The organism is Paenibacillus dakarensis, from assembly GCF_001373415.1.
Lineage (GTDB): Bacteria > Bacillota > Bacilli > Paenibacillales > Paenibacillaceae > Paenibacillus_AQ > Paenibacillus_AQ dakarensis.
The window spans coordinates 122,499-147,641 of sequence record NZ_CDSE01000036.1 but is presented as its reverse complement, the minus strand read 5'-3'; the positions used below and the strand labels follow the sequence as shown (position 1 = coordinate 147,641).

Annotated in this window: 21 protein-coding genes; 16 read left to right on the top strand and 5 right to left on the bottom strand. The window is 47.0% G+C overall.

Translation table 11 applies throughout. From position 1 onward, the window contains the following. The first annotated feature begins 1 nt into the window (after position 1). The 4 genes from BN1234_RS10410 (at position 2) to BN1234_RS10395 (ending at position 3,921) form a co-directional block, all read left to right on the top strand. The gene (locus BN1234_RS10410) at positions 2-391 is read left to right on the top strand and encodes a phage holin family protein (protein WP_054956588.1); all 390 of its coding nucleotides are present in this window, start codon (positions 2-4) and stop codon (positions 389-391) included. A gap of 104 nt (positions 392-495) precedes the next feature. Continuing rightward, positions 496-1,920 carry a deoxyguanosinetriphosphate triphosphohydrolase family protein gene (locus tag BN1234_RS10405; RefSeq protein WP_170308020.1) on the top strand — a complete coding sequence of 475 codons (1,425 nt, stop codon included), beginning with the start codon at positions 496-498 and terminating at the stop codon, positions 1,918-1,920. 32 nt (positions 1,921-1,952) lie between these two features. Beyond that, positions 1,953-2,915: an LLM class flavin-dependent oxidoreductase gene (locus BN1234_RS10400; RefSeq protein ID WP_054956587.1), complete on the top strand. Its 963-nt coding sequence runs from the start codon at positions 1,953-1,955 to the stop codon at positions 2,913-2,915. A 34-nt stretch (positions 2,916-2,949) separates the two neighbouring features. Further along, a complete protein-coding gene (locus BN1234_RS10395; RefSeq protein WP_054956599.1) occupies positions 2,950-3,921 on the top strand; it encodes a TRM11 family SAM-dependent methyltransferase in 972 nt (323 codons plus the stop codon). A gap of 125 nt (positions 3,922-4,046) precedes the next feature. Here the strand turns inward: BN1234_RS10395 and BN1234_RS10390 are convergent, their stop codons facing one another. Continuing rightward, positions 4,047-5,000, bottom strand: a complete 954-nt coding sequence (locus tag BN1234_RS10390) for a D-2-hydroxyacid dehydrogenase (RefSeq protein WP_054956586.1) — start codon at positions 4,998-5,000, stop codon at positions 4,047-4,049. 222 nt (positions 5,001-5,222) lie between these two features. Here BN1234_RS10390 and thpR point away from each other — a divergent pair, with 222 nt between their 5' ends. The 3 genes from thpR to BN1234_RS10375 all read left to right on the top strand — a co-directional run bounded on the left by thpR (position 5,223) and on the right by BN1234_RS10375 (position 7,500). Further along, a complete protein-coding gene (gene thpR / locus BN1234_RS10385; protein ID WP_054956585.1) occupies positions 5,223-5,795 on the top strand; it encodes an RNA 2',3'-cyclic phosphodiesterase in 573 nt (190 codons plus the stop codon). Positions 5,796-5,885: 90 nt separating this feature from the next. Then, positions 5,886-6,773 (top strand): cell wall hydrolase, encoded by an 888-nt coding sequence (locus BN1234_RS10380; protein ID WP_054956584.1) that lies wholly within the window; start codon positions 5,886-5,888, stop codon positions 6,771-6,773. Between the two features lie 43 nt (positions 6,774-6,816). Then, a complete protein-coding gene (locus tag BN1234_RS10375; protein WP_054956583.1) occupies positions 6,817-7,500 on the top strand; it encodes a metal-dependent hydrolase in 684 nt (227 codons plus the stop codon). A gap of 98 nt (positions 7,501-7,598) precedes the next feature. On the opposite strand, the gene BN1234_RS10370 is transcribed toward BN1234_RS10375, so the two are convergent. After that, the gene (locus tag BN1234_RS10370) at positions 7,599-8,765 is read right to left on the bottom strand and encodes an MGDG synthase family glycosyltransferase (RefSeq protein ID WP_054956582.1); all 1,167 of its coding nucleotides are present in this window, start codon (positions 8,763-8,765) and stop codon (positions 7,599-7,601) included. A gap of 306 nt (positions 8,766-9,071) precedes the next feature. On the opposite strand from BN1234_RS10370, the gene BN1234_RS10365 reads away from it, so the two are divergent. The 4 genes from BN1234_RS10365 to BN1234_RS22500 all read left to right on the top strand — a co-directional run bounded on the left by BN1234_RS10365 (position 9,072) and on the right by BN1234_RS22500 (position 17,722). Beyond that, entirely contained in the window at positions 9,072-9,674 is a 603-nt protein-coding gene (locus BN1234_RS10365) for a TetR/AcrR family transcriptional regulator (protein WP_054956581.1), read from the top strand. Positions 9,675-9,835: 161 nt separating this feature from the next. Beyond that, the gene (locus BN1234_RS10360) at positions 9,836-12,103 is read left to right on the top strand and encodes a YhgE/Pip domain-containing protein (protein ID WP_054956580.1); all 2,268 of its coding nucleotides are present in this window, start codon (positions 9,836-9,838) and stop codon (positions 12,101-12,103) included. A 348-nt stretch (positions 12,104-12,451) separates the two neighbouring features. After that, positions 12,452-17,047, top strand: coding sequence for a glutamate synthase large subunit (gene gltB / locus BN1234_RS10355; protein WP_054956598.1), 4,596 nt, complete (start codon positions 12,452-12,454; stop codon positions 17,045-17,047). A 519-nt stretch (positions 17,048-17,566) separates the two neighbouring features. After that, positions 17,567-17,722: a hypothetical protein gene (locus tag BN1234_RS22500; protein ID WP_170308019.1), complete on the top strand. Its 156-nt coding sequence runs from the start codon at positions 17,567-17,569 to the stop codon at positions 17,720-17,722. A gap of 79 nt (positions 17,723-17,801) precedes the next feature. Here the strand turns inward: BN1234_RS22500 and BN1234_RS10350 are convergent, their stop codons facing one another. Continuing rightward, positions 17,802-18,170 carry a helix-turn-helix domain-containing protein gene (locus BN1234_RS10350; protein WP_054956579.1) on the bottom strand — a complete coding sequence of 123 codons (369 nt, stop codon included), beginning with the start codon at positions 18,168-18,170 and terminating at the stop codon, positions 17,802-17,804. Positions 18,171-18,387: 217 nt separating this feature from the next. Between BN1234_RS10350 and BN1234_RS10345 the strand changes: the two genes are divergently transcribed. The 3 genes from BN1234_RS10345 (at position 18,388) to BN1234_RS10335 (ending at position 20,804) form a co-directional block, all read left to right on the top strand. Further along, positions 18,388-18,813 carry a hypothetical protein gene (locus tag BN1234_RS10345; protein ID WP_054956578.1) on the top strand — a complete coding sequence of 142 codons (426 nt, stop codon included), beginning with the start codon at positions 18,388-18,390 and terminating at the stop codon, positions 18,811-18,813. Positions 18,814-19,126: 313 nt separating this feature from the next. Then, a complete protein-coding gene (locus tag BN1234_RS10340; protein ID WP_054956577.1) occupies positions 19,127-20,038 on the top strand; it encodes an ABC transporter ATP-binding protein in 912 nt (303 codons plus the stop codon). Next, positions 20,031-20,804, top strand: a complete 774-nt coding sequence (locus tag BN1234_RS10335; protein ID WP_054956576.1) for an ABC transporter permease — start codon at positions 20,031-20,033, stop codon at positions 20,802-20,804. The genes BN1234_RS10340 and BN1234_RS10335 overlap by 8 nt, the downstream gene beginning before the upstream one ends. Before the next feature lie 122 nt (positions 20,805-20,926). Here BN1234_RS10335 and BN1234_RS10330 read toward each other — a convergent pair whose 3' ends face one another. Further along, on the bottom strand, positions 20,927-21,343 hold the full coding sequence (locus BN1234_RS10330; RefSeq protein WP_054956575.1) for a bactofilin family protein: 417 nt from the start codon (positions 21,341-21,343) through the stop codon (positions 20,927-20,929). Positions 21,344-21,365: 22 nt separating this feature from the next. Then, positions 21,366-22,337 carry a M23 family metallopeptidase gene (locus BN1234_RS10325; protein ID WP_054956574.1) on the bottom strand — a complete coding sequence of 324 codons (972 nt, stop codon included), beginning with the start codon at positions 22,335-22,337 and terminating at the stop codon, positions 21,366-21,368. 223 nt (positions 22,338-22,560) lie between these two features. On the opposite strand from BN1234_RS10325, the gene cls reads away from it, so the two are divergent. Further along, positions 22,561-23,991, top strand: a complete 1,431-nt coding sequence (cls, locus tag BN1234_RS10320; RefSeq protein ID WP_054956573.1) for a cardiolipin synthase — start codon at positions 22,561-22,563, stop codon at positions 23,989-23,991. 186 nt (positions 23,992-24,177) lie between these two features. Further along, positions 24,178-25,038, top strand: a complete 861-nt coding sequence (locus BN1234_RS10315) for a YitT family protein (protein WP_370733877.1) — start codon at positions 24,178-24,180, stop codon at positions 25,036-25,038. The last annotated feature ends 105 nt before the right edge of the window (positions 25,039-25,143 follow it).

Here is a 25,143-nt window from a genome sequence, read left to right as displayed (position 1 = left end):
AATGGTTATGGCGGGCGCGGAGACGGTAAGTGGATATTTCTGGGGTGGATGGTCGCTGCTGCTGCATCTGCTGTTATGGTTTGTTGTTATCGACTGGCTGACCGGATGGGTGGCTGCGTGGATGAATGGCCGGCTGCGGATTCGAATCGGGTATATCGGCATTGTCCGAAAGATGATGATTTTTCTTATTATCGCAATTACTCACCTTATTGATCGGACGCTGGGTGGGATGAGCTATTTTCAGAATACGGTGATCTTCTTCTACTTGGCGAATGAGCTCATGTCTATTATTGATAACATCGGGCAAATGGGCGTTCCGATTCCGCAGTCTTTGCGCAAGGTCGTGAGAGTGCTGCAAGCCAAATCTGAGGAAGAGAGTGATTCCGCTTAAAAGCTCCAAATATGATTTCATGCTGCCATGATTTATAATGAAAATACCACTATAATTTATAGAAGAAAAACAGTTGAATCGTGATAAACAGGAGATGGAGCAGCATGGATACAGTGCAATTGAAGGAGCTTAGAGAACATCGTCAATACCCCGAGAAGACTAAAGTGGATGCGTCCAGGGCCGCATATGAACGGGATTATTCCCGATTAATACATTCCCCTACATTCCGTCGCTTACAAGGGAAATCGCAAGTATTCGGGGCGGGAACAGGTGACTATTACCGGACGCGCTTGACGCATTCTTTGGAGGTTGCGCAGATTGCGAGGGAGGCCTCCCGGAGTCTGGCCCGTACCTATCCGGAGGTGCTGCCGGATGCAGCGGAGAACCCGGGGCTAGTTATTGATTCGGAAGTGGTGGAATGCGCAGCGATTGCGCATGATTTCGGACATCCTCCATTTGGCCACAAGGGAGAGGAAGTGCTTCAAGGTATTCTGGAGCGGCTGATCGAACGGAAGACAGAGGAGGAGCTTGCCAGTCTCCCAGGTATCCAGGCACCGGATCAAGTAGAGCAGATTCAGCAGAGCATGCGCCGAAAGTATGAGCATTTTGAAGGAAATGCCCATAACTTCCGTCTGATTATGTTTCTGGAAAAAAGAGAAGACGTGAACGGGCTCAACCTTTCCGATGCTGTCCTGCTCGGGATTAACAAATATCCTTTCTCCGGTCTGGATAACCCTAAAGGCATGTACCGTCACGAATGGGAGTATATGTCCCGGATTCGTAAGGCATGGAACATTCCGGACGGGAAAAGAACGCTCGAAGCGCAGCTGATGGATTTGTGCGATGATATTGCTTATTCTGCACATGATCTGGAAGACGGGATTAAAGCAGGCAAGATCGAGGTGCATGAGCATTTTTTGCGCGACAGTCATCTGAACAAGCTGATCGTGAACAAGATTATGACCTTGGAGGACGAGGTATGGAAGGGCTGGACGAAGGAGCAGATTGAGCCGAAAGTGGTGCAGGTTCTGGATTACTTCCTTCGTATATGGAACGAGAAAATGCCGACATGCGAAAATGACTATTCCCGTACACGCCGTGAGGTAAAAGCATATTGGGTCAGCTTTTTTGTCGGCAGCATGGGCGTTATTCCTGATGGTGAATGGAAGAAGGTTACCTTCGTCAAAGATGGAGCCGAAGACGAGGATATGCTGCGTACGGTCAGTGTGCTGAAAAGCTTTGCCTGGGTCACGATGATCCGTGACCTGCGTGTGCAGCGACTGCAAAAACGTAGCGAATGGGTCATTAAACGACTGTGGGATGCTTTCAATGATCCGGTGGCTTCCAAAGCGATTATCCCGTCCGACTGGCTTGCCCGGTATGAAGCTGACCAGAAGCGGGAGCAGCCGATTTGGACATGGGAGCATATGGTGATTGATTATATCGCGGGCATGACCGATGCATTTGCTGAGAAGATATACAACGAATTGTATGGGCTGAAGGTGGGATCGATTTATGAAATCGATTAATGCGCCAGGACAAGGAGAGGAGCGATGACATCATGAGTGGTAGCGGCATTACACTAAGCGTTCTGGATCTGATCCCGAGGCAGCAGAATTCCTCCTTTGAAGAAGCACTGGAGCAGGCGGCTAATCTTGCCGTTCAAGCAGAAAAATGGGGCTATGGACGCTACTGGGCAGCCGAGCATCACGATATGAGCAGCCTTTCCTGCGCCTCGCCGGAGGTGCTGCTGTCACACATTGGTGCCCGCACGAATACGATTCGTCTCGGTTCGGGCGCGGTGCTGCTTCCGCATTACAGTCCGCTCAAGGTAGCGGAAAATTTCCGGATGCTTGCAGCCTTGTATCCGGGCCGAATTGACCTTGGCGTTGGCCGCGCACCCGGCGGCTCAGCACACACATCCATGGCGCTGAGCGGAAATTTTCTGGATAATGTTGCCGACATGCCGAATCGGGTACAAGCCCTCAAGGCATTGTTGAACGATTCCTACACCTATGAAGATGTGCCCGTTACAGCGAAGCCGGTTCCTCGCATTTCTCCTGAATTGTGGCTGCTCGGTACGAATGTGAAGAGCGCAGCCATGGCAGCGGAATTCGGTACAGGTTATGTGTTCGGGCAGTTCATGAGTGACAAGAACGGAGCAGAGGTTCTGAGAGCCTATCGGGAAGCATTTCAGCCATCCACACTTTTGGAAGAACCGGGAAGCATCATAGCCATTGGAGTGATCTGTGCTGAGACCGAAGAAGAAGCGGCAGGATTAGCTGAAACAGTTGAACGGCCTGGTCCGGAGCGCACAGAACGTCCAGATGATTCGATCGAGAACGAAAGCCCGGGCCGTCTCTTGATTGGCACACCTGAACAAGTTCGCTCAAAACTGCTAGACTTGTCCGAACAAGCTGAGTGCAATGAATTTCTGATATTTACACCAATAAATAACTATGAAGACCGATTGAAATCCTTCCGGCTTTTAGCGGAGTCCGTGTTAGATGAAATAAATGAATGAAAGAATGATGACGAACATGATAAATCATGGTGACATGAACAATCTGATTCCTGACAATGGACCGAAGACATATATATACACCTTTGCCTGCCATGAGTCAGAGCAAGGATTATGCATGTTGGAGCTGAGTGAGCTGCTTGGTCATGAGCCTGAAGCAGGAAGCTCCTGGGTTCAGAGTGATCGGATGATAAACCCGGATCGAAGCCCGTTTATATCCGCAAGAATGGATGTCATCTATACCGGGAAATCGGTGCAGGAGATAGCAGAACAAGCTTCCTCCATTCAGCTTCCCCATGCAACCTTCAAGGTGGTTTATATGAAGGCAGGGGACAAGCTGGAGTATGAAGAACAGCGCGCAGTGGAGCGAATGGTAGGAGGGCGAATAACCGGTAAGGCAGATATGAAATCACCGGATATCACTTTTGCAATTCTCTCTCATAAGGGAAGCTGGATGTTCGGTATTTGCCATTATCCCGAGCGTGCATGGCTGTCCCACAAGCAAAAACCACAAAACTATTCGACCGGTCTCAGTTCCCGGGTTGCCCGGGCACTTGTAAACATTGCTATGCCTGCCACGGAGGCTCAGGGTAAATCACCTGCCCGTCTGCTCGACCCTTGCTGCGGCATGGGAAATGTGTTGATTGAGGCTTTATCAATGGGAATGAGTATAGAAGGCTGTGATATCAATCCGCTGGCGGTTCGGGGAGCAAGAGTGAATCTGAAACATTACGGGTATGCAGGTAAACATGTTTCGCTTCAGGACATGAACGATCTGGAAGGTCACTTCGATGCTGCCATATTGGATTTGCCCTACAATGTCTGCTCGGTGTTTCCGCTGGAAGACAAGCTGCGGATGTTAACCAGTCTGCGCAGATTGGCGGATCGGGCGGTTATTGTAAGTACGGAGCCTCTGGAAGGTCCGCTGAATGACACAGGCTGGCAAGTGCTGAAGCATATTCAGGTGTCCAAAGGTACATTCGTACGTGATATATGGCTGTGCTCATAAGCAAAGTCATTTCAACGGGAATAGGACGTCGAACTGAAACTGAAACATCACGAACAATAAACAAGCGGGTTCCTGTAACAGGAGTCCGCTTGTTTGCATAAAGAAATTTGTAGGAAGTATAGTGATTAGTACGTTTTCTCATAATCGATCACATTGCGCGGCAGCGGCTTTCCTTCTTGATAAGCCTTCAGATTTTCGATGAAAATATCGATGACGCGGTCGGTATAGTATATGGTATCACCGGCTGTATGCGGTGTCATAATGACATTATCCATTTCCCACAAGGGATGGCTGCTCGGCAGCGGCTCCTCCTCATACACATCAAGACCAGCCCCTGCAAGTTTACCCGATCGCAAAGCCTCTATGAGCGCTTCTGTATCCACGCTCGGACCTCTACCCACGTTCACGAAGAACGCTCCGTCCTTCATTGTCTCGAAACGCGCTGGATTATACAAGCCCTTCGTTTCATGTGTAAGCGGCAGAATATTAATTACAAAATCACCCTCAGCCAATGCCTGGTCCAGCTCATCCATCTTATACATGACATCGATATTCGGATCAGACTTACCAGATCTGCGAACACCAACCGTTCTCATGCCAAAGGCTTTGGCAATCCTCGCCGTATTGCTGCCGATTTGACCTACGCCTACGATAACAGCGGTTTTGCCGGATAGCTCATGGAAGGTTCCTGATTTGTCCCATTCCTTAATCGATTGCTTCCTTACTGCATGATGCAAATTGCGGGCATAAGCAAGCAGCATAGAGAAGATGTGCTCAGTAATTGGAATGCTGTGAACTCCGCTGGCATTCGTTAACACAATCTCCCGATGCTCCAGTTCATCCAGCGGCATACGATCGACACCGGCACTCCACACCTGAATCCACCCTACCTGGCTGTCTTCCCCAAGCGCTTCTTCACGGACGGCGCCGGACCAGCCGAGCAGGATATCGGCCTTTGCCACGGTGCCGGAAGGCAGTTCATTATATTTCCCATTTATGAATTCATAATCGGGAGCTGCATCTCTTATTTTTTGCTTCTGTTCTCTCGTGAGTTGGTGCAGAGCTACAATCGTTGGCATGGGAAAAACCTCCTTTGTTGGTACTTTGGAATGCTAATTGTTCAAGAACATCTTAACAGAATTAAAGCATCTTTCAAGCTGAATGCACGGATATCGGAATTAGTCAATGTCATTTTCTTGCATTCACTTTTATCGGATTTATTGGTATTATGTTAAACTCATAGGGGTTTGTTAAGACTGTAGGTATGGAATCCAATATGAAAACAGGAAGAAGGGTATCTAATGCATGCTGCCAATACGGAAGCGGATATGCGTTTATTCATAGCCGTACCATTACCCCAAGTGGTGTCTGAACATATTCAGCGGTGGAGTCAGGAAATAGGAAAACAGATGCTTTTTCGTAAATGGGTACACCCGCAGGATTATCATATTACAGTCCAGTTTCTGGGAGATGTAAAATCCAAAAATGTGGACTCCATCTTATCTTCGCTGCAAGCTGCGGTTGTAAAGCAGCAGACCATCGAATTATCCTTGCAAGGAGCTGGGGTATTCGGACTCTCATCTGCCCCTCGTGTTCTATGGGCAGGTATTGCAGGTGAAACGGAGAAGCTTGGGAAGCTGCAGCAGGCTGTAACCACTGCTATGCTCCCTTTAGGCTTTAAACCAGAAGATAGACCCTACAGACCGCATATTACGGTTGCTAGAAAATATAAAGGCGGCAGTATAGCAGCAGAGTTGATAAATACCGGACCAGAGCCAGTGAGCTGGACAACAGACAAGCTGGTGCTGTTCCGAACCCATATGCATTCCAGTCCAATGTATGAAATTCTAGGAGAAGTCAGGTTTGGAAGTTAAATTCCTTAACTTTATCTAATAATTCAAGTTTTATCTTCTAGAATTTTGGTTACATAAAATAGGGATGTGCCAAAGTATAGGAGGAAATATATGAACAGCAAAATAATACGGCAAAATCGCTGGGTAACTCTGCTTCTTGGAGTACTTTTTGTGAGTTTGTCTTTAATAAGTCTGCTGGGGATGCAGACCAATGTAAGTAAAGGAGAGGGGACAGAGCAGCATGTTCCTCAGGAGACTGCGGCTCTCCCTAAATCTGAAGATCCTGCCAAAGAAAGAATAGCAGCAGAAATTGATGAGAGGGTACTGCTAGCCTCCCAAGCTTCAATAAATTATAAAAAATGGAAAAATAAAGATGAAATTAAGTTGTCCATTCATCATCCGAGGCTGAAGGGAAACGACTACGCCAAGGAGAACGCTAACCGAACTTCTAAGAATAAGTCCATGTCTGCGGCACAGAAAAAACCTGCAAACGAGACCAAGCCGAAGAAGAATGAGGGGACAAACACCGTAAAGTCACAGGCCAAGGGCCTACAACCCCCCGCAACATTATTCTTCACGAGAACAGAGACATTAACTCAGGACCAGAAAGAAAAAGCAACCTGGGAATATGCTTTGTCGGCTGAAGAACTGCTAATTCTGCAAAAGATCGTAATGGCAGAAGCAGAAGGCGAACCGTACGAAGGCAAAGTGGCAGTTGCCAATGTTGTCTTAAACCGGCTGCGGTCAGCCAATTTTCCCGATACCATTAAGAAAGTTATTTATCAGAAATACCAGTTTAGTCCTGTAGGTAATGGACGTATTAACCGTGTCAAACCTAATAAAGAGACGATAAAGGCTGTTAATGCTGCACTAAATGGTCATAAGGCAGTCAGTGACGACACGTATTTCTTCTTGTCTTTAAAGCTGGCTCAAGACTTGACTGTGCACCATTCAAGAACATTTTCGAAGAAGATTGGGAACCACTCTTTTTACAAGTAGACCTGATATTGGGTAAACTAGAAGCAGGAGGTGTTTTCAATCTATGAAAATTACGTATTACGGCCACTCATGCATATTGGTGGAGGCCAATGGAGTTCGTATTATTATTGATCCTTTTCTGTCGGGGAATCCTAATTCAGGAATAACTCCGGAAGACATCCAGGTGGATGCGGTTGTTCTTACGCATGGACACTCCGATCATTTTGGGGATACGATTCAGATTGCCAAGCAGAACGATTGTCCCGTTATAGCTATGTTTGAACTTGCAGAATATTGTGAAAGTCAGGGGACGAAATCTTTTGGCATGAGCATTGGCGGCAGTTATTCTTTTGAAGGATTTAAGGTGAAGCTCACACAGGCCTTCCATTCCTCTTCGATCTCGGTTGGGGACTCCTGGATTTATGCCGGTATGCCGGCAGGTGTTCTTCTAACCATAGGGGACCAAACCTTCTATCATGCCGGAGACACCGGTCTGTTCGGTGATATGCGTCTGATTGGAGAGATGAATTCAATTGATTGTGCAGCTCTTCCGATCGGAGATGTGTTCACGATGGGGCCTGAGGATGCTCTGCTCGCAGCTCAGTGGATTCGTACCAAGAGCGTAATTCCAGTACATTATAATACCTTCCCGGCTATCGAACAGGACCCTAAGGATTTCTGTGACCGTCTTCGTCAAACGGGTGTAGAGGGTTATCCGCTTAGAGCAGGAGAAAGCATTGATATTTGATATTTTTGATCTATAGTAAAAATAATTAAAAAAGACTGCTCCGTTCATCGGCGTGCGTGCTGCCGGCGGCGAAAGCAGTCTTTTCATTCATTTGGCTTCTAATCAACCAGCATAGGAACGGCAGCAGGAATTTTAACGTCTTCCTCCTTAGACAGCATACGAAGCACTTGATCAGCACAATTATCCGGAGCGAGGTGAGGAAGTCTGCGGTGCAGCAGTTTCCGGCGATAATCTGTCACGGTGTCGTATTGTTTGGACAAAAGTTCAAGCCATTTGTCCATTGCCTCAGGAGAGTCCAGTACTTCTCCAAAGCCTTCACTTACGAAGAAAAGGCAGTTCTCTTCTTCCTGCCCGGGAATCGGCTCGTAAAAGAGCATCGGGATCGCTTTCGCTGCCCCTTCCGTACAAGTCATACCACCAGGCTTAGTAATAAGCAGGTCGGAAACGTCCATCAGCTTATGAATATCCTCACGATAGCCAAGAATATGAATATTCGGGTGTGTGAAGAGAGGGTTCTCCTTCATACTGGAAACCAGCTTCTCATTATGTCCCATGCAGAAGACAAGCTGGATGTCATCGGCTTTGGAAGCGAGTTTCGAAAGCAGCTCTTTATTAAATACGAGTCCCCAGCCGCCGCCCATAATCAGAATAGTAGGCATATGGCTTAACTTCAGTTCAGTCCGCAGCTGTTCCCTGTTCTCCTGGTCCCAAAATTTCGGATGAACCGGAATGCCGGTTACATGTATGTACTCTGGCGGAATATGACGGCGGATCAACAGCTCCTTGACTTGAGGTGTGGATACGAGATATTCATCGACTTCCGAGTTAACCCAAGTGCCATGGGCATCGTAATCTGTTATAAGAGTGTACAACGGGACATGAAGCCCTTGTCGCTTTAAACGGGATACCACTGCATTAGGAAACGGATGAGTACATATGATAACATCTGGCTTTAGTTGATCGATAACCTTAGCCGCTTGTGCATAAAAGATTCGATGAAGAGCCAGGCGTGTAATTCGATTTAACGATTTTTTATATTGAGAACGATAGAGCATCCCCACAAGCCGTGGTTGCACGCTGACGGTTTTACGGTACGCTGATAAGATTAGCGGCCCGACGGTCGGATTCAAGAAATTACCGAGCTCGATTACGCGGCACTGCATATTAGGGTTTTTCCTCTGCAACCCTTCAGCCAGTGCGTATGCTGCTTGCGTATGACCTGTGCCGAATCCTTCCGAGAAAAGAAGTACTTTAGTTATTCGCATTTATTTCACCTGCATCTTTCTCCCTCTATCTTACAAAATAGGAATCATTTTTTGAAGAGCGACGCAAAAAATAATTATCATGTACAGATAATATACGCTCGGGATTGCAAAGCATTTCATTTTTTTTCTTCTACTTAATAAACGTAAATGTCCGGATTGACCCCTGCAAAGTAAGGTTTCTTTTCAGAAAGATATATTGCAAAGCGTTGGAGATTCTGGTAAAGTGGATTTTGACCGAATGACCGAAAATGAATTTTAGTCATTTTTATGCGGGAAAGAACTGAAATATTCAAGGAGGGGTTAAGCATGCCAGCGATTGATCGCCGGAAGCAGGTGCTGGAAGCTGCCGCAAAATCGTTTGCGTTATTTGGCTATAAAGCGACGACGATGGATCAGGTGGCGAAGATAGCTAATGTAGGTAAAGGAACGATATACACGTTTTTTACGAATAAGGAAGAGCTGTTTGATGAGATCCTGCATGCGGCCATATTAGAAATGAAGCGTATCGCTGAGCGTATTGTTCGTGAGGACCGGGACTTCTTCGATAATTTGTACCGTGTGCTCGACGCGCTGCTGGAGTTCCGGGATGAGCATGCATTATTTATGAAGCTTTCACAGGAACAGCGCGAACTGGGAACACCCAAGGCAAATGATGTTCTTGATAAGGTGGAGAATGTTATTGTTGGTTATTTACAGAGGGTGGTCGACAATTCGATCCGGAACGGGGAGATTAAGCCCTGTGATTCCCAGGTGGTAGCCTTTGTGATGTTGAAGCTGTATGGGGCGTTGACAGCGGACTTTAACAAATTGCGGGAACCGCTAAGCAAAGAGCAAATCAAAGAATATATGCTCCTTTTTTTGGCTGATGGATTAAGAACTTCGAGCTCAGCAAACTCTAACAGTCTTTAGGCGGAACATGCCTTTAAGACGTTTTTTTTCATCGCAACTGACCGAATGAGATAAATAGTCAGTTAGTATTATTTCAAACACATAAATAGAGAAAACCCTGTCAAGGGACAAGGATGTCGGCACAAAGCTGCTGTATCTACAAATAAAAGGAGAGAGACTGGATGAAGTCACTATCAGTATTTTTTAAAGACATTGCCGCTGCTGCGCGGAATCCTAAACTTCTGATCCCGATCATTGCGGTGCTGTTCATCCCGGTCATGTACAGCGGCATGTTCCTCGGAGCCTTTTGGGATCCGTACGGTAAGATGAATGAACTCCCTGTTGCTGTTGTTAACAATGACCAGGGTGCAGAATTTGAAGGTAAATCACTGACAGCAGGTAAGGACCTTGTCACTGAGCTTCAGAAAAGCGATGATTTTAACTGGGAGTTCGTAGACCGTGCCAAAGCGGAAGAGGGCATGGCTAATAATAAATATTACATGACCATTACAATCCCGGATGATTTCTCGGTGAAGGCAACAACGGTAATGGATGATGAGCCGCAGCCGGCTAAGATCCTGTTTGAACCCAATGAAGGCTATAACTTCCTTGCTGCTCAAATCGGCGGAACGGCTGTGAAACAGATTCAGGCGAGCGTATCGGCGAAGGTAACGGAGGCTTATACAGAAACGCTTATGGATCAAGTGGAGAAAATCTCGGGCGGTCTTCAGGATGCAGGAAATGGAGCGACAGAAATTACGAAGGGCGCTCAAAAATTGGATGAGGGTGCGCTGCTGCTGAAACAGAACTTGTCCAAGTTAGTGAGCGGTACAGAAGAATTGAGTTCGGGTCTCGCTCCACTAACAAAAGGCGTGAAGGATCTGGATGCCGGCGCAGGAAAGCTTAACGATGGAGCCGGCAAACTATCTTCCGGTCTTGTACAGCTGCAGGATGGGCATAAACAGCTCCAGGCAGGTGCAAGCGATGCTCAGCAAGGCGCAGCGAAGCTGCAGGCCGGTCTGGAGTCCTCTGTTTCGGGAACCCGCACGTTGTCCGAAGGGCTCGAGGCGAACCGGAGCGGGGCTGCAGCTCTTAAAGCTGGTGCCGAGCGTACCGCAGAAGGAGCTGGCCGTTTGCAGGCCGGGTTGAAACAATCGCTTGAAGGTACAGCTTCGCTTGAACAAGGATCGAAAGCGGTAGCCGAAGGTCTGCAGCAATTGGCCGACAGCAATCCTCAGTTAGCTGCAGTGCCGGAGGTTCAGAAGCTTCTTGCAGCAAGCCAGGCAGTGGCTGCTGGGAGCAGCGAGTTGAATGCAGGACAGCAGCAGCTTGCCGCTGGAGCATCAGAGCTGAAGCAAGGAACAGATGAGCTCAGTACGGGAGCAGGCAAGTTAAGCGCCGGCTCTGAGCAGCTTGCCCAGGGCGGCAAACAACTGAATTCAGGCAGCGAGCAGCTCCTTGAAGGTGCGAAGCAATTGACGGCTGGCCAGGGTAAGCTTTCCGAAGGGATGAAGGTATTCGGAACGAAGCTTGGGGAAGCCGCTGCAGGCGGTAAAGAGCTTGCAAAAGGTGCGTCTGACTTGAATAAAGGTACTGAGCAGCTTGCAAGCGGTGCTGATCAATTGGGAAGCGGCGTAAGCACGCTTGCTAACGGCACCAAGAAGCTTGATGCAGGTGCTGGAGAACTTGTCAACGGAATGGGCACGTTGAAGGAGGGCTCCGGTGAGCTGGCAGATAAGCTGAATGAAGCCGCAAATAAAACGAGTGGAGTAAAAGCATCCGACAAGACAATCAACATGTTTGCTGAACCAATTGAAGTTGATGAGCACAAAGTGAATGAAGTTCCTAACTATGGTACAGGATTTGCTCCTTACTTCCTGTCACTCGGATTGTTTGTAGGCGCCTTGATCACATCGATCGTCATGCCGGTATACGAGACGGCGGTTCCGGGTGCAAGCGGGTTTAACCGTTTTGTAAGCCGTACATTGTCATTTGCGGGTATGGGGCTTGTGCAAGCATTGCTGGCAGTCGTACTCATGCTATATGGTTTGAAGCTGGATGTGCAGAATGTACCGATGTTCTACCTGTTTGCATTCATTACGAGCTTGACTTACATGTTCCTGATTCAAGTCCTGGTAACCTGGTTTGATCTGCCTGGACGATTCATTGCTATCATTATTCTTATTCTACAATTGACGACGAGTGCAGGTACGTTCCCGCTGGAGCTTATTCCAAACTGGATGAAAGTAATGAATCCGTTACTTCCTATGACTTACAGCGTATCCGGATTTAAAGCGGTAATATCTACAGGCAATATAAGCTATATGTGGAGCAATGCAGGGGTGCTTGCAGCCTTTGGAGTTGTATGCCTGATTATGACCTCCATCTACTTCTTGACACATCGTTACAAGAAAAAAGAAAAAACAGAAGATCTGGCTCCTGCTGTGTAAGAGCTTAGAGACATTTCAAGGCATTCCGACTTGTTCGGAATGTCTTTTTTGCTCTATTTTTTGCATAATAATACATATAATTTTCCCAAAATATGCTTGTTCATTTACAAAAATAATTCTTATCATATATATAAAAAGATTGAATTGCGCTAGTAGTATGGGGGTGCTAAAATGATTACACTAATCTCACTTATCGTGTTAGTTCAATAGTAATCGCCTATTATTTTTGCACTAAATTGCATAATATTGCTTGTACACCCTTGACCGGCAGGTGTAGCCAGCCTATTCACCTTCCGAATTTATCTGATATTTCGCAATATCAATCTGTAACAGGAAAGGTTGCTTATGATGAAACATACCGTATTCCCTCAGAAACAGGGACTATATGATCCGCAGTTTGAGAAAGACGCTTGCGGCATGGGCTTTATTGCTCATATTAAAGGGAAGCCCTCCCATGAAATTGTCAGCCAATCACTTACGATGCTGAGCAGCATGGAACATCGTGGAGGTCAGGGAAGTGAACCGAATTCCGGCGACGGTGCCGGGATCATGATTCAAATTCCTCATCGTTTTTTTGTTCAGGAGGCGCAGCGTCTCGGATTTGAGCTGCCGGAGCAGGGCCGTTATGGAGCTGGAATGCTGTTCCTCTCCCATGATCCGCATGTGCGTGCAGACCACGAAGCAAAGCTCGCTTCCATCATTGCTGAAGAAGGACAAATACTATTAGGTTTCCGTGATGTGCCGACGAACGATGAAATGCTGGGCAAGTCCGCAAAGGCTGCAAAACCGTATGTCCGCCAAGTGTTTATCGGACGCAGCCAGGATATACAGGACGACCTGGATTTTGAGCGGAAGCTTTATATTATTCGCAGAAGAGCGGAGCGTTCTATCCGGTACAGCGGTGCACCGGAAGGCGATACATTCTATATTTCCAGCCTTTCCTGTCGCAAAATTGTATATAAAGGTATGCTTACAACCGTGCAGGTAGGACAGTTTTATCTGGACCTCCAGGACCCTCGGGTCGAATCCGCTATAGCCCTTCTTCACTCTCGCTTCAGCACCAACACATTCCCGAGCTGGGAACGGGCCCATCCGTACCGCTTCATGATTCATAACGGCGAGATTAATACACTGCGAGGCAATGTGAACTTGATGCATGCCCGTCAATCCCTGTTTCAGAGCGAGTTATTCGGAAGTGATCTGGATAAGGTGAAGCCTGTAATTAATCCGGACGGTTCTGACACCGGTATGTTTGATAATACATTTGAATTCTTGTATTTAAGCGGACGCTCATTGCCTCATGTAGCGATGATGATGGTTCCGGAACCATGGAACAACCATGAGAGCATGGATGAAACGAAGAAAGCTTTTTATGAATATCACAGCACGATGATGGAGCCTTGGGATGGGCCGGCAGCAATGGCATTTACCGATGGTGTTCAGATTGGGGCAATCCTGGACCGTAACGGCCTTCGACCATCACGTTATTATGTCACGAAGGACGATCTTATCGTTCTGTCGTCCGAAGCAGGCGTGCTTGATATTCCGGCTGAAAATGTGCTGTATAAGGACCGCCTTCGTCCTGGGCGGATGCTGCTTGTAGATACGAAGGAAGGACGCATTATTTCGGATGAAGAAGTGAAGGCAAGCATCGCCTCTGAACTGCCTTACAAGGCTTGGCTGGATGAGCATCTGGTGAAGCTGGAGGACCTTCCGGATGCACCGGAGCTCCCGAATCCGAAGCATGAAAATGTACGTCAGCTGCAGCAATCATTCGGATACACATTCGAGGAGCTCCGTAAAGTGATTGAGCCTATGGCTTTGACTGGAGCTGAGGGGCTTGCTTCCATGGGATACGATGCTCCGCTTGCTGTACTGTCGGAACGTCCGCAGCGTTTGTTTAATTATTTCAAGCAAATGTTCGCCCAGGTGACGAACCCGCCAATTGATGCGATTCGTGAAGAGCTGATTACTTCTACAGCTACAACGATCGGACCGGAACGGAATCTGCTCTGCCCTGAGCCGGAGAGCTGTCGTCATATCCGTCTGGATTCGCCGGTGCTTTCGAATGAGGATTTCGCCAAAATCCGTCATGTACACCGTCCGGGATTCAAGTCGATGACCATTCCGATCTTCTTCACAGCGGCTGATGGTGCAGAGGGACTTCGTCAGGCGCTGACAACGCTGTGTGAAGCAGCGGATCGTGTAATCGATAAAGGCCATAACATTCTCATCCTATCCGACCGCGGAGTTGATAAAGAGAATGCTGCCATTCCATCACTGCTCGCCGTATCAACGCTTCATCACCATCTGATTCGCCAAGGTACACGGACCAAGGTTAGCATTTTACTGGAATCCGGAGAGCCGCGTGAAGTGCATCACTTTGCGCTTTTGCTGGGGTATGGAGTGAGTGCAGTAAACCCGTATCTGGCTTTTGAAACCATCGATGATATGATTCAGGAGAATATGCTTCGCGGTATTTCCCATGAGAAGGCAGTTAAGAACTTTATCAAAGCCGCGAGCAAGGGAGTCGTAAAAGTATTATCCAAGATGGGGATATCAACGATCCAGTCCTATCGAGGTGCACAGATCTTCGAGGCTGTGGGACTTAAATCTGAGTTTGTAGACAGCTATTTCACCTGGACGCCATCGCGGATTGGCGGTATCGGTCTGGAGGAAGTTGCAGCAGAGGCGCTAGCTCATCATGAACGTGCCTTTACGGACAAAGACGGGAATGATAAGGTGCTTGACTCGGCTGGTGAATATCAGTGGAGAAGCGGCGGGGAGGAGCATCTGTTTAACCCGAGAACGATTCATCTGCTTCAGCAGGCGGTCCGCACGAATGATTATAAACTGTATAAGCAGTACGCGAAGCTGGTGCAGGGTGAAAGTGAACAGCACCTGACTTTGAGAGCGCTGCTGAAGATTAAGCCGGCTGGCGATCCTGTCCGGATCGAAGAAGTGGAGCCTGTAGAAAATATTTTGCGCCGGTTCAAGACCGGAGCAATGTCGTTTGGTTCGATCAGCAAGGAAGCTCATGAAAGCCTTGCGATTGCCATGAACCGGATCGGAGGCAAGAGCAATACGGGAGAAGGCGGCGAAGATCCAGCCCGTTTTGTACCGGATGAGAACGGAGATTTACGCCGAAGTGCGATCAAGCAGGTCGCTTCCGGCCGGTTCGGAGTAACATCGAATTACCTGGTCAACGCTGATGAAATTCAGATCAAAATGGCACAGGGAGCGAAGCCGGGAGAAGGCGGGCAGCTGCCTGGCCGGAAGGTATATCCATGGGTCGCTGAAGTCCGCGGTTCAACACCGGGTGTAGGCCTCATCTCTCCTCCGCCGCATCATGATATATACTCGATTGAGGATTTGGCAGAGTTGATCTATGATTTGAAAAATGCGAACCCCCGCGCGGATATCAACGTCAAGCTTGTGTCTGAGGTTGGCGTGGGAACCATCGCTGCCGGCGTAGCCAAAGGACGTGCAGACATTATTCTCGTCAGCGGTTATGACGGGGGGACAGGTGCGTCTCCGCAGGGTTCGATCAGGCATGCTGGAATGCCGTGGGAGCTCGGGCTAGCGGAAACGCATCAGACGCTTCTTCTGAATAATCTGCGCGACCGCGTTGTGCTCGAGACAGACGGGAAGATGCTTAGCGGACGTGACCTGATTGTAGCGGCTATGCTGGGAGCAGAGGAATACGGTTTTTCCACTGCGCCTCTTGTGGCAATTGGATGCATTATGATGCGGGTGTGCCAGATGGATACCTGTCCTGTCGGGGTTGCTACCCAAAATCCGGAGCTGCGGAAGAATTTCACCGGAGATCCGGCTCATGTCGTTAACTTTATGACCTTTATTGCGCAGGATGTGCGTGAACAGATGGCAGAGCTCGGCTTCCGTACGATTGAAGAGATGGTCGGTCGAACCGATTGTCTTGATGCTGTGCGGGCAGAGCAGCACTGGAAGAAGAAAGGGGTCGATGTTTCCGCCCTTCTGTATTCGCCTGAAATTCCAGAAGGCAGCTCCAGATTCCGGACGAAACGGCAAAATCACGGGCTTGAGGAAACGCTCGATATGCGTTACTTGTTAAACAGCGCAGCTCCTGCGTTAGAGTCAGGCGAAACGGTAGAAGGAAGATTTCCGATTACGAATGTGGATCGTGCGGTGGGAACCATTCTGGGAAGTGAAATCACACGTAAATATGGTGCTGCCGGATTGCCTGAGGATACTATTCAGTTTACCTTTGAAGGCTCGGCAGGCCAAAGCTTCGGTGCATTTGTTCCTAAAGGGATGACGCTTGTCGTCGAAGGTGACAGCAATGACTATATCGGAAAGGGACTTTCCGGAGGGAAGATCATTGTTAAGCCATCACCTAAAGCAACCTTTGCAGCAGAGGAGAATATTATTGCCGGCAATACAGCTTTCTATGGAGCGACTAGCGGAGAAGCCTATATACGCGGTATTGCAGGTGAGCGCTTTGCTGTTCGTAACTCAGGGGCTCAGATTGTCGTAGAGGGCGTTGGTGATCACGGGTGTGAATATATGACTGGCGGACGCGTTGTCATCCTTGGTGATACAGGCCGTAACTTTGCAGCCGGGATGTCAGGTGGAATTGCTTATGTCTATGATCCGGATGGAGAACTGATCCATCGCAGTAATCTTGAGATGGTTCTGCTTGAACGGATTGAAGATCAGAAGGAAGCAGATATTGTATTTGGCATGATTCAGCGCCATTCCATATATACAGACAGCGTGCTGGCACAGAGGCTTCTGGCTGATTGGGAACAATCGCTGAAGAATTTCGTCCGGGTTATTCCGAAAGATTACAAGCGCATGATGCTGCAGATTGAAAGGGCTCATGATGAAGGAATGACAGGAGACGAAGCATTGCTGGCAGCGTTTGAAGCCAGTATGCGTGAACTGTCCCGTGTGGGCAGCTAAGTAGACCAATGACATGATGGTGTTAGGGAGGTAATCCCTGCGCCATTATGTCTTTTTTTGTTATCGCCGCTTCCTCCAACAAGTTAGTTGTGGGCGAGCGAAATCCAATGCTTTTTTAGGCTATCGATAGGCATTATCAAAAGGAGGCTCTATGTATGCTCTGTTTTTTGAACGGATATGCACGAAGCAGCGGAGGGAACGAAGCAATTCCGGAAAAGCGTCAGCGGTCGCCTTTGTCCTCCAATTTCCTCTTTGTTTAATACCAGTTCAAGAAATTGGAGGACAACAGCGATGGGAGGAATGATTCGTAACCGTAGCGCCTAGCCTATCCCAATGTTGATTTCGACAAAAATAGAACCTATCCGTTAGAACAACGGTTCCATCAGACGACAGTATCATAAACAACGAGTCGATATAATAGTCGGTAAGTAATAATAGAAGCACGAACAGCATAGCTATACATAAAAGGATTAGAGAGAGCAAGCATAAAGTAGAGAATAAGCGAGGTTAGTAATTAAGATGAGTATGGACAATGAGATCGCATCAGGGAACAATGAAGAGCTGCCGCTGCAGACGAAAACAGATCTGGACATCTATAGGCTCTTGAATCAGATGGGGATCTATCCCGATCGATGGCTGCTTTTTGAAAAAATAAAGAATGATCATTCCGATTAAAAGGGAAAATCCCCGGCAAGCTGTAGCTTAACAGTATGCCAGGGATATTTTATATTCAGCATTATGTAAAATGCCTGTATTACTTCATCATCCGTTCCATCCTTACAAAAGCAATGAATCGTTTAGCTTCCTCTTCAGTCAGTTTTCTTCCATCGATGGTTAAATTAAAGCGCTTTAATAAATCTTGATCCGACAGCTCTAACCCGTCAACAAAATCGCGGGCTTCCGAATCCATGGTCATTTTCTCCTGTTTAGTCCGGCCAATCAAATAATCAATGGAAACGTCAAAACGGTCTGCAAGGTGAGTCAGTGTCTCGAAATCCGGCTTGCGGCGGTTTTTTTCGTAATGAGATAAAGCTGCACGTGTAATACCAACCGTAGATGCAAGCTCTTCCTGGGTCCAGCCATGCTTTTCTCGTAATTCAGCTATCCGATTTCCGTAGTTCATGTATGGGTCCTCCTCCGATTGCTGGGAAATACGCTAATAAGCGCAGGGATGATCAGAAAGTCATCCGAATAGATTTTAATATTGACGAGATACATGCTGTAACGTAAAATGGGCGTTATAATATGATACGTTACGTATCATTGTGTGACAATCGGTATCGTTTTATCCATGAGTATGAGGTTTCATACGAGAAATTCTTTAAAAAAGAAGGGGTTCAATGTATAATCGGATGTCCGAAAAAAGGTACCATCAAATAAATGTCGGAGTACGTCTTGCATCGGTCGGAAAGATACAGGTACATGGACGGACTCACCCGGTTACCCCGATTGAGCTCAGCACGAATAAAATCGTATTTCTGTGCCCATGGCATATTCCTACTACTTCAAATATTAAGCTCTTATATGAGTTAGATGACTGTTATGACCGATTTATGGTTTCAGGTAGCTCTTTAACGCAAGAAATATGGAAAGATAGGACACTATATACAGCAGAATTACAAGTTACAGAGAATGAGAAGGTCCGAATTACAGGCATGTTAAATCGGATGATGCTGCATCATTTCAAGGATACTCCGATTCTGCCTTACCCCCATACCAGAATATTCGGAACGAACCTGCATTCATGGAGCAATATTATTCAATAATCAAACGATCGAAGCTGGGAAACAGCTCATTGATTTAAGAAAAAGCCCAGCTTAAAAATATTTTACTATAATTATGCTACTTGGTCATTAGTTCTTTTACCTTATATGCCGGCGGGTCCTCTTGTTTACAGAGGCTGTTATACTGAATAAATCATGCCAAGAGCCCTCATTGCCGAGCAATGTGGGCTCTTGTTATGGATGTGCCGCACTCCCTTGAATATCGGAACAAAGAGGGGAAAATGTGTTAGTATATATGGGATAATATTGGATTTTCAAAGCAGGAATAGAACAGGTAGCAAAGGAGTTTAGGTATATGGAGGAACCGCTGGTAAGGTTCAAGGGTGTTACGAAAGTGATCTCTTCCAGAACTCTGGTCGAGGATTTAACGCTGGATATTTCGGCAGGACAGGTATTCGGGTTTCTGGGGCCAAACGGTGCTGGCAAAACAACAACCATTCGAATGATGGTCGGATTGATGTCGATTACGAAGGGAGATATTCTCATCGGAGGTCACAGCATCCGCAAGAATTATGAACAGGCCGCTTCGCAAATCGGGGCCATCGTTGAAAACCCGGAAATGTACAAGTTCTTGTCAGGTTATAAAAATTTAGTTCATTATGCACGCATGATGCCGGATATTTCAGAAGAGCGAATTCGTGAAGTCATTGAATTGGTCGGACTTACGGACCGGATTCAGGATAAGGTAAGCACCTATTCACTTGGGATGCGGCAGAGATTAGGTGTTGCCCAGGCGCTGCTTCACCGTCCCAAGCTGCTCATCCTGGATGAACCTACGAATGGCCTGGACCCGCAGGGAATCAGGGAGCTTCGTGATTATTTGCGTATGTTAAGCCGGAAAGAAGGAACGACCGTGTTCGTTTCCAGCCATCTCCTGTCAGAGATGGAGCTCATGTGCGATACGGTTGGTGTTATACAGAACGGCAAGCTGATTGATGTAAGGCAGCTTAGAACATCAGAAGGGGAACGATCCTTTGAGGAGACGGCTTTTGAGGTTCATGATACGGCACTGGCAGGGCAGCTGTTAAAAGCTTTCCAGTACAGAGTGCAGGGCAGCCGGATTATTGTTCGTGGTGACCGCAGCATGATCGCCGAAATGAATGCGGAGTTAGTACGGGGCGGCGTTAAGGTATATGGCATTCAGCCAATCACAACATCGCTCGAGGATCAATTCTTAGAGATGACGGGAAGTGAACGCCATGATTGAGTTTCTGAAGCTTGTTGCCAATGAGAATATGAAGATCTACAGCCGCATACGCACGTGGATCATGCTTGGTATTCTGGCACTGTTTAATGTGCTGATGCCGGTTCTATTGAAGCTGACGGGCGCACCGCTTGATATATGGACCGCATTTTCATGGACGGAGAGCTTTACCTTTTTGCTGAACATCATATTTACGGTCGTTATTGCCGCTGATTTAGTAGCCGGTGAATTTACGTGGGGCACGATCAAGCTTCTGCTGATCCGTCCATGGAGCCGGGGGAAAATACTGCTGTCCAAGTTCTTTGCGCTGCTGATCTTCTCCTTGTTAGGTACAGCGGTGGTAGCGGTTATAGGGATATTATCCTCATCACTGCTGTTTTCCGGAGGAGCGTCTCAATCGATTAATCTGGAAATAACCGATTTCACAACCTCATTACTCACGCTGTTGACCGATTATGTAGAGCTGTTTATCGTCGCACTTATTGCATTTATGATTTCCACTGTGTTCCGTTCAGGCAGTCTTGCGATTGGGTTGTCAATCCTCATGATATTTACAAAAGATTTGATCGGCATACTGTTTAATCCTGAAAAATACGAGTGGGCCAAGTATATTCTGTTCCTTCACATGGACCTTGGTGAATATATTAAATCACCCGTTGGGCCCGGCGGTGTGGGGATAGGCTTCTCCATTGCTGTGCTGGTCGGTTATTGCCTGCTTTTTATGCTGATAACCTGGTGGTCCTTCAGCAAGAGAGATGTTGCTGCTTGATTTGAATAAGTTGAAAAAAGAGCTCCTTCGGCATCCGCTGTCGAAGGGGCTCTTTCGATCATCCTGCGTACTGCTGAGCATGTACAGGGCAGGTTCTGCGGACCCGGATGACTGCTCATAGATTACCCCGCTTCGGATCTGTGTATAGATACGGTTTCCAGCGGGGCTTTACCGGTTTTATCGGCAGCTGAGCTGTCCATATGGCTTGCCCCATTAAGGACGCCGCCTTCCATAATAATTAGAGAGGAAGCGATTACATCACCGTGCATTTGACCGGTTGGGGTGATCGTAAGTTTGCCTTCTGCAGCGATATCACCAAACACTTTGCCTGCCACAATTACCTCTTTAGCTGAGATATTGGAACGTGCAATGGCGTTCTCGCCAATCGTCACATGTCCCTGGCTTTCAATAGACCCGTTGAATTTCCCGTCAATTCGCAAATCAGAGTCACAGTTTAGCGTACCCTCAATTTGGCTTCCTTGACTGATTAGCGTATTTGTAACGGCTGAAGAGTATTTTTTTCGTTTCGACTTTTTCACAGCAATAACCTCCTCTATTGATTTATTGAATATAAGGCAGTGGATTGACAGTCCTGTTATTCTTGACGACCTGGAAGTGCAGATGCGGCCCTGTACTACGTCCGGTTGTACCCATTTTGCCAATCACCTCGCCTTGCTTAACTTGCTCCCCAACCTGGACACCCAGGCTGTCCAGATGCATATACCAGGTTTCAAGTCCGTTAGGGTGGCGAATAATGATGTAGTTTCCCCGGACACCGCTGCGAGCAGCAGTGGTTACCGTCCCCGAGCCGGCAGCGAATACGGGATCACCGCGCTCTCCTGCAATATCAATTCCAGCATGATAAGCTGATCGTCCATTAAATGGGTCGCTGCGGTACCCAAAGCTGGAAGTGAGCTGCTTAGAGCGTGTGGGCCATAGGGCAGGTTTTCCTTCACGTTTGGTTTGAGTTTCTGCTGCTTGATGGAGCGTCTCTGGAATATGGCTCTCCATCGTCTTGATCAACTCTTGTATAGCTTCGAAGTCATCCCTGGTTTCCTCAGCCAGATGAAGCATTTCATTCTCATGAACCGCAATATATTCACCGCCGACTTGAGGGCTGCCGTCCAAAGAGAGTGAAGAGGTTTCTTGTCCTGAAGAGCTGTGCTTCTTAATAAATTGCTGAAGCTCAAGCTCGAGCTCTTTCATCTTTTTCATCTGTGTCTTGGTCTGTGTAGCCTCCTCGGACAGCTTCATGATTGCCTGGTTCAGTCGTTCAATGGCTTCTTCCTTATCGGTGACCATTACCTCCATCTTCATCGACTCCAGGCTTTTCAGAGTCAACTGCTGTTCTAACTGTGATATCGTTCGCGCTGACTGGATATGTAAGGAAACAATCAGACTTGAGATTGACAGGATGGCAGCAGCAGGAACAGCGATCATCAAAGGCTTGGACAGGTGAATCTGTTTAACGGATTGCTGAGCGTCTCGGAGTACCAGCAAGGTTAAACGTTGTTTCTTTCGTCTGTTCTTCATGGCATCCCCTTTCATTATTTCTATGAGCTGCAAGGTAATGATAATGAGTTGGACGGCTCCATATTCTCTATGTATTCTACTTTTGGGAGAAACATGTCAAAAATATTGAATACAGGAGGTAGTGTTCACAACTGGACGTGAATGGGTATGTAATGAATAAATACATAAATGAATGGTCAATGATGTAGTTATCATCTTTCATTCAAGTAAGGAGGCTACCTGTATGACGTGGCTTCTGCTTGCGCTTATTGCAATCGTATGCCAAGTGGCTGCTGTGCTGCTCCTGGAATTCAGAAATCCGTCAAAGGCTGTAGCATGGTTATTTATTTTACTGTGTCTGCCGGTAATCGGCTTTGTACTCTACTTCTTCATTGCTCAAGATTATCAGCATCGCCTCAAGGTCCGTAACCGCGGAACCCGCCTTTTTCAGGAGATCCGGGGGCACTTATGGAAGGAAGCAGCAGTTGTACATAAAGTATCTGATATGCATAACCCTGACTTTCATCATCATTTACGGTTGTTCAATCTGCTTAATCATCTGTCCGAGAGTCCAATAACCGGCTGCAACCGCAGCAAGGTTCTGACGGATGGTGAGGAGGCTTTTTCAGCCATGCTGGAAGCAATGGAAAACGCGAAGGATCATATTCATGTGGAATTTTATATTTTTCGGCATGATACGATTGGTACGAAATTTCAGGATGTCATGATTCGTAAGGCGAAAGAAGGAGTCAAAGTGCGGCTTGTATGTGATGGCCTGGGCAGCTACAAGCTGAAAAGCTCTTTTATTCGCCGTTTTAAAGAATCCGGAGTTGAGTTTCATTTCTTTCTTCCCGCCCTGGTATCCGTATTCAATCGGAGGATCAATTACCGGAATCACCGTAAAATCGTGGTTGTTGACGGAACCGTCGGTTTTTTGGGCGGTATTAACGTAGGGGATGATTATTTGGGGAAATACCCGAATATGGGGTTCTGGCGGGACACACATCTGAAAGTGGAAGGGGATGCGGTCTATTTTTTGCAGAACGTATTTCTTCATGACTGGAAGCTGGCTTCCGGTGAGAAGATCGTGGATCTCGGGTTATTTCCGAAGCATCACTGCACTGGTGATGAACAGGTCCAGATTTTAAGCAGCGGTCCGGATTTGAACTGGAATGCCATCCAGGAGATGTGTTTTGGCTCCATTTCGGTAGCGAAGGAACGGATCTGGATTACAAGCCCCTACTTTATTCCCGATGAAGGATTATATGAGGCGCTTAAGACGGCGGCTGTCAGTGGGGTGGATGTACGTATTATTATTCCGGATAAGGCAGATTCACGTCTTGTAAAGCTGGCTTCACTATCCTATGTCGAGGATTTGATGGTAGCAGGGGTGAAGTTCTATGAATATCGCAAAGGATTTATTCATGCAAAAGTGCTGATTGTAGATAATTTAATTGGTTCGGTTGGTACAGCCAATATGGATATGCGCAGCTTCTTTTGCAATTTTGAACTTACTGCTGTTCTCTTTGATCAGGAGCCGATTGACCACTTGGTTGCTGATTTTGAAGTAGATTTGAAGAACAGCCGTCTGATTGATGAAGAGCAATTTCATGCACGGGGTGGACGTCAGAAAGTAGCGGAAATTTTGTGCCGCATGCTGTCTCCGCTGTTATAATTTTATATCACCTCCGTCATTTTATGGTAAAATAATAAAGAGGATAAAGCTTGAAAAATATATATAGCTTTATTGTAAAATGATCGGGGGAATTTTATGTCCAGCGAAATGAATGTTTTAATGGAGCAGTCGCAGCCTGCTTCACCGCAGCCGCCTATGCCGCAGCCTGCTCTACCGCAGCCGGAAATGCCAACCACAAGGTCTGTTCAGGCAAGGCTTCTCCGCAGGGGGATTTTTTTAACTCTTGGTGCTTTATTAATGGCTGTTGGTTTGGAAATCTTTCTCGTCCCCAATCGAATTATTGACGGTGGAATTACTGGAATATCGATTATGGTATCCTCCATCACCGACATTCCGCTTGGAATATTTTTAACACTGTTCAATCTGCCTTTCTTATTTATGGGGTATAAGCAAATCGGCAAAACGTTTGCATTGTCAACACTTTTCGCCGTTTTGGTTATGTCGGCAGGGACCTACTTCCTTCATCCCGTGTCCCCGCTTACCATTGATCCGCTCCTTGCAGCTGTTTTTGGTGGCGTTATTCTTGGTGTTGGTGTCGGCCTTGTTATTCGCTCCGGAGGATCGCTTGATGGAACCGAGATTGTTGCCATTCTTATCAATAAAAAGTCACCGTTTTCAGTTGGGGAAGTCGTCATGTTCATCAACTTCTTTATTCTCGGCAGCGCAGGGTTTATCTTTGGCTGGGATCATGCGATGTATTCTCTGATTGCTTATTATCTGGCGTTTAAATTGATAGATATTACTATTGAGGGTATTGATCAATCCAAGTCGGTCTGGATTATAAGCGAGAAGTACAGGGAGATCGGGGATGCGCTCACGCAGCGGTTAGGCCGCGGTGTAACCTATCTGGATGGAGAAGGGGCGTATACCGGGGACAGCAAGAAGGTTATTTTTGTAGTTATAACAAGACTTGAAGAAGCGAAGCTGAAGTCGATTGTAGAAGACTGGGATTCGCAGGCGTTTCTTGCCGTAGGAAATATTCACGACGTCAAGGGCGGTCGCTTCAAAAAGAAGGACATTCACTAATTATAAGAAAACCGCTCCGGAATTCTTATCTAGGGTGAAATATTTATAATCAAACTACTAAAAAGGTATTACATTTTAGTGATGTAGTACCTTTTTGTTGTATTT

Excerpts from the sequence above, each read along its gene's own strand:
- BN1234_RS10345 (WP_054956578.1), top strand. The coding sequence starts at position 18,388 with ATGTATAATCGGATGTCCGAAAAAAGGTACCATCAAATAAATGTCGGA.
- cls (WP_054956573.1), top strand. The coding sequence starts at position 22,561 with ATGACGTGGCTTCTGCTTGCGCTTATTGCAATCGTATGCCAAGTGGCT.
- BN1234_RS10410 (WP_054956588.1), top strand. The coding sequence starts at position 2 with ATGGTTATGGCGGGCGCGGAGACGGTAAGTGGATATTTCTGGGGTGGA.
- BN1234_RS10395 (WP_054956599.1), top strand. The coding sequence starts at position 2,950 with ATGAACAATCTGATTCCTGACAATGGACCGAAGACATATATATACACC.
- BN1234_RS10360 (WP_054956580.1), top strand. The coding sequence starts at position 9,836 with ATGAAGTCACTATCAGTATTTTTTAAAGACATTGCCGCTGCTGCGCGG.
- BN1234_RS22500 (WP_170308019.1), top strand. The coding sequence starts at position 17,567 with ATGAGTATGGACAATGAGATCGCATCAGGGAACAATGAAGAGCTGCCG.
- BN1234_RS10380 (WP_054956584.1), top strand. The coding sequence starts at position 5,886 with ATGAACAGCAAAATAATACGGCAAAATCGCTGGGTAACTCTGCTTCTT.
- BN1234_RS10375 (WP_054956583.1), top strand. The coding sequence starts at position 6,817 with ATGAAAATTACGTATTACGGCCACTCATGCATATTGGTGGAGGCCAAT.
- BN1234_RS10390 (WP_054956586.1), bottom strand. The coding sequence starts at position 5,000 with ATGCCAACGATTGTAGCTCTGCACCAACTCACGAGAGAACAGAAGCAA.
- BN1234_RS10405 (WP_170308020.1), top strand. The coding sequence starts at position 496 with ATGGATACAGTGCAATTGAAGGAGCTTAGAGAACATCGTCAATACCCC.
- BN1234_RS10400 (WP_054956587.1), top strand. The coding sequence starts at position 1,953 with ATGAGTGGTAGCGGCATTACACTAAGCGTTCTGGATCTGATCCCGAGG.
- BN1234_RS10340 (WP_054956577.1), top strand. The coding sequence starts at position 19,127 with ATGGAGGAACCGCTGGTAAGGTTCAAGGGTGTTACGAAAGTGATCTCT.
- BN1234_RS10370 (WP_054956582.1), bottom strand. The coding sequence starts at position 8,765 with ATGCGAATAACTAAAGTACTTCTTTTCTCGGAAGGATTCGGCACAGGT.
- BN1234_RS10315 (WP_370733877.1), top strand. The coding sequence starts at position 24,178 with ATGCCAACCACAAGGTCTGTTCAGGCAAGGCTTCTCCGCAGGGGGATT.
- BN1234_RS10325 (WP_054956574.1), bottom strand. The coding sequence starts at position 22,337 with ATGAAGAACAGACGAAAGAAACAACGTTTAACCTTGCTGGTACTCCGA.
- BN1234_RS10350 (WP_054956579.1), bottom strand. The coding sequence starts at position 18,170 with ATGAACTACGGAAATCGGATAGCTGAATTACGAGAAAAGCATGGCTGG.
- BN1234_RS10335 (WP_054956576.1), top strand. The coding sequence starts at position 20,031 with ATGATTGAGTTTCTGAAGCTTGTTGCCAATGAGAATATGAAGATCTAC.
- thpR (WP_054956585.1), top strand. The coding sequence starts at position 5,223 with ATGCATGCTGCCAATACGGAAGCGGATATGCGTTTATTCATAGCCGTA.
- BN1234_RS10365 (WP_054956581.1), top strand. The coding sequence starts at position 9,072 with ATGCCAGCGATTGATCGCCGGAAGCAGGTGCTGGAAGCTGCCGCAAAA.
- gltB (WP_054956598.1), top strand. The coding sequence starts at position 12,452 with ATGAAACATACCGTATTCCCTCAGAAACAGGGACTATATGATCCGCAG.